The sequence below is a fragment of the Pseudoalteromonas sp. S558 genome, from assembly GCF_005886635.1.
Classification (GTDB): Bacteria; Pseudomonadota; Gammaproteobacteria; order Enterobacterales; family Alteromonadaceae; genus Pseudoalteromonas; species Pseudoalteromonas aliena.
The window spans coordinates 1-2,310 of the sequence record NZ_PNDU01000472.1 but is presented as its reverse complement, the minus strand read 5'-3'; the positions used below and the strand labels follow the sequence as shown (position 1 = coordinate 2,310).

Genomic DNA, 2,310 nt, shown 5'->3' with positions numbered 1-2,310 from the left:
AAACAACAGCGCTTTATAAATCAAGATCCGATAGGGCTTGTGGGTGGGATAAACCACTATCAATATGCACCGAACCCGGTTAATTGGGTGGATCCGTTTGGGTTGAGTTGTAAGGAAGGTGTAGCTACAGTCCTAAGAATAGGTCGTGGTAAAGATACTCACTTTGCTATTCAGATAAAAACTAAATTTGAGGTTACTAAAACTCATCAACTAGGTGGAACTGATGATAATGGTATTAGTAGTAGAACTCTTATTGATAGCTACGATGAAGAGGATGATTTTGCTGGCAAATTAATAGAAAAAGCTACGATAAAACTACCAAATGCGATTGCTGCGATTGATTTACAAAGACAGCTAATGCTCAATAGTGAAATAGCTCTTGATGCTGCTGATGGTGATCCTGATAATTTACAAACTCCTTTATATGATGCTGCTACTCAAAGCTGCCTAGCGCATGTTTTCGATGTATTGGAGGCTGGTGGTATAGAAGGTACGCCAAAGAGTTCCTCTATTCGAGATAAATCAGTCCGTAAATTTACACGTGATATGATGAATGGGAAAATTGGCGAAGAAGAGATTTCAGAAGTTGCTGAAGAGTTTGAGGATAACAAAGCAACGTGGAAAATTGATAGTAAAGGTAGGCCTATTTCAGTTGAGGCAACGTTAAAATCTACTTATCATGGCAAGCGATCATCTAAAGAGAAGAAAGCACAAAGTGAAGCTGGTGGTGAGGCTAGGTTAACTGATGATGATGGCGGTCATTTAGTTGGCCATCGCTTTATGAGTGATCAAGGAGAAAAAAACTTATTTCCGCAGAACTCTAACTTCAATCGAGGTAGTTATAAGTCGATGGAAAATGAGTGGGCCGATTGGACCGATGCTGGATATGAGGTCAAACTAAAGGTTTCGCTTGAGCCCCCTGGATCAGCTCGACCTACTGATGTCATTAGTGAATATGAGGTGTGTGACCCTAATACTGATGATGTGGTTTATGAAAAGCGGCATAAGTTTAATAACCAAAGTGGTGAGACTTTTGGTCGAGTTACTAAGAAAGATATTGAGAAGTTGAAGGGATTGTTATGAATATAAAAGATGAAACATTAATTGAAATTGCGGGATTATTTTTACGTTGTAAAAAAGTTGAGGAAAACCCTTGGACGGAATTTGTGTTTGTTTTTGAGTTCGGAGAAGGGCACATATCTAATTCAGGTTTTTTATACAATGGCGAGAAGGTTAGACCTGCTACAGCTTCAATTGAAGATGAACAGTTGCTATTAGACAATACTTTAGAGCAACTAAGAGAAGATATTTATGAGCAATGCGGTGATAAGTTTAATCAACTTTTATTCCAAATGGAAAATGAAACGAAGCGTTTTAAAATAGATTTTGAATTTGATGATCCAAAACGGTGGGCTATTACACCTAGTAATATGTTCGAAATGAGAGAGAAACTTCGCCCTAAGTTTGATTGAGTTTTAACGTAATATTAATAAATACGTAGAGTATCTTACGAGTATTATAATTAAGTCTAATAACGTTTTTATTAGGCTTAAAGCTTTTTAAACTTGGAAGTCGCAGATGAAACCGAGCAAAAAATTAAATTTTACTATTAATTCAAGTGAAAAAGTGTGTAGTCATTTACATGATCTTATTGATAAAGAAAGCGAAATAATTCCAAAACCATATATTATTGGAATCAGTGCTGAGCATTATACTCTGACTTGGTACTGTGATCTTTGTTGTCAGCAATACTCCTTGCCGACTCAGGGAGTATTTTTATTTGACTTCCCTGAAGATAAAGAAGAGTACGACGACCTTGCTTCTTTGAAAGACCTCTATAGTTTTAAAGATTTAAAGTCATACGTTGATAGTTTACTCAATTTTAAAGTATCAGAAGTATGCGATAGCAATCCATTTTTAGCATTTGATAAAGATGAAGCCTCTACCCCAAAACACGTCAATCAAGAACTATTTTATTCGTTATCGAGATTAAATGACGAAAAAGTTGAGCAGATGGTAGAGAAAACATTAATGGTGCCATTTGGTACTGAGATAGACTTAGACGATTTAAATAAAAAATAAATATCCTACAAAGTTTTTTCCAAAAGATAAGGTTAATATCACTGATAAGCACATTAAAAATGTGCTTTGATTAATTATAATTAAGGTGTTTTAAATAAAGTATTAAGTACAAATTAGTACTCTTATTATTTAAATAAAACCATAATAAACTAGACACCCACCCTAATTTTTGCTGTTTGGCGAACTAAGTACTAGGCTTTGTTTAGTGCAAAATAAACTAGACACCCA

3 protein-coding genes are annotated in these 2,310 nt (G+C 35.2%); all 3 read left to right on the top strand.

Annotated features, from left to right (window positions below; all coding sequences use genetic code 11):
* A partial coding sequence (locus CWB66_RS20935) for a DNA/RNA non-specific endonuclease (protein ID WP_138586956.1) occupies positions 1 to 1,083 on the top strand: 1,083 nt, incomplete at its 5' end.
* Positions 1,080 to 1,472 (top strand): hypothetical protein, encoded by a 393-nt coding sequence (locus CWB66_RS20930; protein WP_138586955.1) that lies wholly within the window; start codon positions 1,080 to 1,082, stop codon positions 1,470 to 1,472. The genes CWB66_RS20935 and CWB66_RS20930, both read left to right, overlap by 4 nt.
* Before the next feature lie 154 nt (positions 1,473 to 1,626).
* On the top strand, positions 1,627 to 2,082 hold the full coding sequence (locus CWB66_RS20925; protein WP_138586954.1) for a hypothetical protein: 456 nt from the start codon (positions 1,627 to 1,629) through the stop codon (positions 2,080 to 2,082).
* The last annotated feature ends 228 nt before the right edge of the window (positions 2,083 to 2,310 follow it).